General features: G+C 28.9%; 4 protein-coding genes. All 4 read left to right on the top strand.

Annotated elements, in window-relative coordinates:
* Window positions 1–597 precede the first annotated feature (597 nt).
* The 4 genes from L8D11_RS03330 to L8D11_RS03315 all read left to right on the top strand — a co-directional run bounded on the left by L8D11_RS03330 (window position 598) and on the right by L8D11_RS03315 (window position 4,938).
* A complete protein-coding gene (locus tag L8D11_RS03330; RefSeq protein WP_236870258.1) occupies window positions 598–1,764 on the top strand; it encodes an AAA family ATPase in 1,167 nt (388 codons plus the stop codon).
* Complete coding sequence (locus tag L8D11_RS03325) at window positions 1,757–2,722, top strand: ParB/RepB/Spo0J family partition protein (protein WP_236870257.1); 966 nt, start codon at window positions 1,757–1,759, stop codon at window positions 2,720–2,722. The genes L8D11_RS03330 and L8D11_RS03325 overlap by 8 nt, the downstream gene beginning before the upstream one ends.
* 122 nt (window positions 2,723–2,844) lie before the next feature.
* Window positions 2,845–4,305: a hypothetical protein gene (locus L8D11_RS03320; RefSeq protein WP_236870256.1), complete on the top strand. Its 1,461-nt coding sequence runs from the start codon at window positions 2,845–2,847 to the stop codon at window positions 4,303–4,305.
* A 69-nt stretch (window positions 4,306–4,374) separates the two neighbouring features.
* Window positions 4,375–4,938 (top strand): IS5 family transposase, encoded by a 564-nt coding sequence (locus L8D11_RS03315; RefSeq protein ID WP_236870255.1) that lies wholly within the window; start codon window positions 4,375–4,377, stop codon window positions 4,936–4,938.
* Window positions 4,939–5,052 lie beyond the last annotated feature (114 nt).

The following is a 5,052-nucleotide window of genomic DNA, read 5'->3' as shown; positions in this document are numbered from 1 at the left end:
TGCTCTTTATGCCTAAACCCTAATTCCAGTATCGTCTCAGCTCTCTTTATTTCTACTTTCTTAATTAGCCTCTCTGATACTACCTCGCCTTTTTCTTTTTTTCTTACTATTATTTCAAAATCCATTTAATACCTGTATTGTTTTAGGTCAAAGGTTAGCACTTTTCCTATTTATACGCTATCTAATATTTATGCTTCCCTACTCGATTCACAGTGGGTTGGCGATTTTATTAAAGTCGGTGATTAACAGGCATACCTCGTCTTTATGTACGGAAGGCGAATTTTACCTTCGCTAAAAGGTAGTGAGAAATATTCATTTATTATTAACTAATTACTTTTAAAGTGTGGATCTTACTTGGCGCTGGGCTAGGTCATTTAGTTTGGCGCTAAATTAACTTTTATGGGTTGTTTGGCTTGGCACATGACAGTCCATAATATATCTGCAAAAAACTAACTTTTTCATTATAAAATAAATAAATCTTAGTAAAGTAATTTTTAAATAATTAAACATCTTTATTGACACATAAATATAAATAATTTACTTATATAAAATACTGGCATTGATAGTTAGTAAATAGTTAATTAAAGACAAAAAGATATGCTTACACATTTTGGCTCTGAAAATACTGGCATTTTAATGGAAAGCTTTTATAAAGTTGGGCAAAATGTTCTAAAAGATTTATTGCAAATTTATTCTGCTCCATTAGATAAAAAAACTCTAAAGAAATGGAAAATGAAAGAAGCTTCATTAATGATTGACAGATCAGAATCATACTTAAGAAAACTTGAAGCATCACATCCTGAATTTAAGGCTGACACCAAAAATAATATTAGATATTATTCATTGGAATTAATTAATAAGATACGTGATTTTAGCGGCAAGAGATATAAAAGGCCTATTGGATCAAAACCAATTATTTTAGCTGTTTCTAATTTTAAAGGTGGAGTGGCTAAATCAACAACCTCACTGCATTTAGCACATAAAGCAGCTATTGACGGCTTTCGAGTACTATGTGTGGATTTAGACCCACAAGCAACTTTAACACTAGGATTTGGATATATACCAGATCTCCATCTTACTAGCAACGAAACTATAAAAGACTCCTTGTTAAATAACCCACATAGTATTAAATCCTTAATTAAAAATACATACTTTGATGGCATAGATATTATACCTGGAAATTTAGGCCTATCAGAAGTTGATATTGAGTTATCAAATATTGATTTACAAAGTAGATTATCAATTAATATGGGATTACCAGATATAAGACTCCTGAATGCTATTAACTGTATTGCCGATTTATATGATATCATAATTTTGGATTGTGCACCAAATGTTGGAATGCTTACTATTAATGCAGCTACTGCAGCCAATGCCTTATTAGTACCAGTACCACCAGTTATGTCAGATTTAGGGTCGTTTATAACTTTTACTGGAACTTTAGCAGCATTGTTTCATGATAAATCTAAAATTTTAGACTTTTTCCGTATAGTATTAACTAAACATCCAGAATCCAAAGAGTCTATGAATATTCAAAATATTATGAATAAATTTTTTGGAAATTATTTATTAAATAATCATATAGTGAATTCTGTTGAAATTGAAAAATCTTCTGCTGCTTTTGGATCAATATATGAAATGACTATCAATTCAAATAAATCATATAAAAGATCAATTGATTCATTGAATAAAACTATAGCAGAAATATTAGATGCCTTTAAAACAATTTGGAATTCTCAATCAAGCGAGATAAACAATGAATAGCAATAGACCACAAAACCTCTCTGCAGCTCTAATTGCATTAGAAAAAATAAGAGAGCAAACTGGAGAAAAATTAGAAACTGTCACAGATGCTTTTAAAACAATAAGTAACCATAAAATCAATCAATCTTTTTCTGAAATATTATTAGTGTCTCCTACCAATATTATTAACTGGCAATTTCATGACAGACCACAAAATGAATTAGGTAACATAGAAGAATTAGCAGAAGAATTTAAAACTATCGGACAACAACAACCTTGTATTGTTAGACCAATAAAAAATCAATATGCAGATTATGAAGTTATAGTTGGAGAAAGACGATGGCTAGCAGCAAAAAAAGCTAACGTAAAATTAAAAGTGGTTGTTTTATCACTGAGTGATAATGATGCTGCGCTCATCCAAATTGCAGAAAATAAAAATAGAAAAGATTTATCAGATTATGCAAAAGGTATAAGTTTTTCAAAATTAATAGACGCAAAAATTGTAACGCAAAGTGAACTTATAGAAAAATTAAAAATTAGCCCACAAAAAATTTCTAAACTTCTTTCCTATACAAAAATCCCTGCTGATGTAATTAACAAAATAGCAGATATGTCTAAAGTATCAGCCACAACTGCTGAAAAAATAAAACAACTTTGTAGCAAAGGAGAAGAATATATAGAGGCTGTAAAAATACTATCTAACGATATAAGGCATGGAAAGATAGGCCACATTAAATTGGAAGAAAAAGTAAAAAATATAATATATCATAACGATTTTATTGATAATAAAAGACAGATATTTGATAAAAACAATAAGTTAATTTTTACTGTGCATTTAAATAAAAATCAAATAAATATCCTACTATCGCCTTACATACGAGATTATGCATCTAAAAATAATCATTTATTTTTAGATGTTTTGGATCAGTTTGCTAGAAATTTAGAAAATATTTACAAGAATATCCCTCCAGAGGGATAAAATAAGCCCTCTTTTAAGAGGGCTACATTACTTAATTTGTTGCCAAATTAGTTATTTATTCGATTAACACTTGCAGAATAACACATTTGGCTTCTTTTACAACTATTTTATTAAGAGGTTAAATGATAAATTTAAAAATACACATATTAACACAAGAAATCGCTCACTCCTTAGGACAGAACGAATCTATTTTATTAAATCAACTATTATATTGGCTATCTAAATGTGGTAGAGAAATTGCAGGACAGCAAGGTAAATGGATATATAATTCATTAGCAAATTGGCATAAACAATTTGGGTATTGGTCTATGTATAAATTAAGAAAAACAATAAAATCTTTAGAAGATTTGGGTATTATTAAGTCTATAAAAATAAATGCAAAAAAATGGAATCATACTAAATGGTATACAGTTGACTACAATCAATACAAAAAATTATTAAAACAAATAAAATATAAAAAAGAAATTAAAAAACTATCTTCATTAAATAAACCTGATGAAAGCATTTTATTAAATAATCAACAGTCAATTTTTGATTCTAACTTAGACTCTAAAAATAAGAATATAGGCTCGACAAATCGATTTGTTGAAAATGAACAAATCATAATAACAAAGAATAACTATACAAATAGATCTTCTTATAAAAAGGATAACGTTGAGTTAGAAAGTACTTTAAAGGAAAAAATAGAAGAAAATCCTATAAATGTTAATGAAAAAGAAATAATAAGCAAAATGCTCTACATATGGAACAAAGTATTTGAGTATTCAATCAGTCCAATAAAAGCTTATAGTAATAAAAAGAACCAAGAAGTATTATTAAATCTTTATAAAACAGCATTTAGCGGAGATCTAAATAATTGGAGGGAATATGCATGCAAAGTAAATAGTAGCCAATTCCTAATGGGAGAAAAGAAAACAAAAAATAACTTTAAGGCAGTATTTAGCTGGTTAATAAAGGAGGATACAATAGAAAAGATAATGAATGGAGAATACGGAGTAGGGGATAGAGAGCTAGATATAAATAATATAACAAAAAATATAGAAGAGAAGAAAGAGGAAGTAGTAAATAAAATGGATAAAAAGATATCAGAGTATATAAGGCTCAAAATGGATGAAACAAAAGAAAGAAGAGAATTTGAGGAGTATGTCAAAGTAAACCAAGCAGAAAGAAAAGAAGATGAATATGGAATATTAAGAGCTATAAGGCACATATCATATCACAGCATATTTAAAACAAATGGATATGAAGTACTTAGAGAAAGTCTGTATGAAAGCTATATAATGAAGAAATATTTAGGAATAACAAAAATGGAAGCGAGAAATAAAATAAGAGAAAAAGCAGGGGAAATAGATCAAATCACTAATCATACAGATAAAATAAATATGTTAAAAGAAATAGAAGAAAAAATAGAAACCAAGGAGTATATGATAAATAATTCATGGAAAAACCAAGAAAAGAGAAATTATAATTCAGAGTTGTTAGAATCAACATTTTGCTCAAAGCCAAAAAAAGAATCTAGGTATTTAAAAGTTTCATCAGGAGAAAGTTCGATAAGAGATTTACTAACTTTGTTGCATAAATAAAAAGCAAGAAAAAATAGACTAAGAATAAAAAATAAAATAGCCTGAAGAAAAATAGAAGAAAATTCTAGAATGAGTAAAAAAAGGCTGAGAAAAGGTAAGTACAAAGTAGTGAATTGGAGAGCATACAATAAATCACTTGAGAAAAGGGGTGATATCACGATATGGTTTACAGAAGAGGGGATAGAAAAATGGTATGAAGAAGAAGTGGGGGATAAAAGCAAAGGGAAGCCGCGTAAATACTCAGATTATGCGATACAAACAGCATACATATTAAGACAGGTATTCAATTTGAGATTAAGGCAAACAGATGGGTTTGTAAAAGCAATATTAAAATTGATGAAAGTAGAACTGGAGGTTCCAGATTATACAACAGTATCAAGGAGAATAAGAGAGTTAGCAGTAGAATTTATTTTTCAGAAGCCAAAAGGTGCGATTAATATGATCATTGATAGTACAGACATTAAGGTAGTAGGAGAGCAGGAATGGATAAAACATAAGCATGGAGGAAGATTTAGGAAAATATGGCGCAAATTACACATTGGTGTAACTGATGATGGGAATATAATAGCTGGAGAAGTTACAACGTTGAGAGAAAGCGATATAGCGGTAGCTCCTAAATTTATAGTGGACTGAAAAATCAAGACAAAATTTTGAGAATTTTGCTTCCTATTATTAAGCAGCATTTTTCAATGCCTCTAAATAAACATTCATGGGCTTTTTATAGCCAATGCTAGAATGAAATCTTTT

This window comes from Candidatus Bandiella numerosa (genome assembly GCF_021811875.1).
GTDB classification, from domain to species: domain Bacteria; phylum Pseudomonadota; class Alphaproteobacteria; order Rickettsiales; family Midichloriaceae; genus Aquirickettsia; species Aquirickettsia numerosa_A.
This window is presented reverse-complemented; position numbering and strand designations above follow the sequence as displayed.

What these genes read in the sequence shown, in the direction of transcription:
- L8D11_RS03330 (WP_236870258.1), top strand. Translation starts at nt 598, where the DNA reads ATGCTTACACATTTTGGCTCTGAAAATACTGGCATTTTAATGGAAAGC.
- L8D11_RS03325 (WP_236870257.1), top strand. Translation starts at nt 1,757, where the DNA reads ATGAATAGCAATAGACCACAAAACCTCTCTGCAGCTCTAATTGCATTA.
- L8D11_RS03315 (WP_236870255.1), top strand. Translation starts at nt 4,375, where the DNA reads ATGAGTAAAAAAAGGCTGAGAAAAGGTAAGTACAAAGTAGTGAATTGG.
- L8D11_RS03320 (WP_236870256.1), top strand. Translation starts at nt 2,845, where the DNA reads ATGATAAATTTAAAAATACACATATTAACACAAGAAATCGCTCACTCC.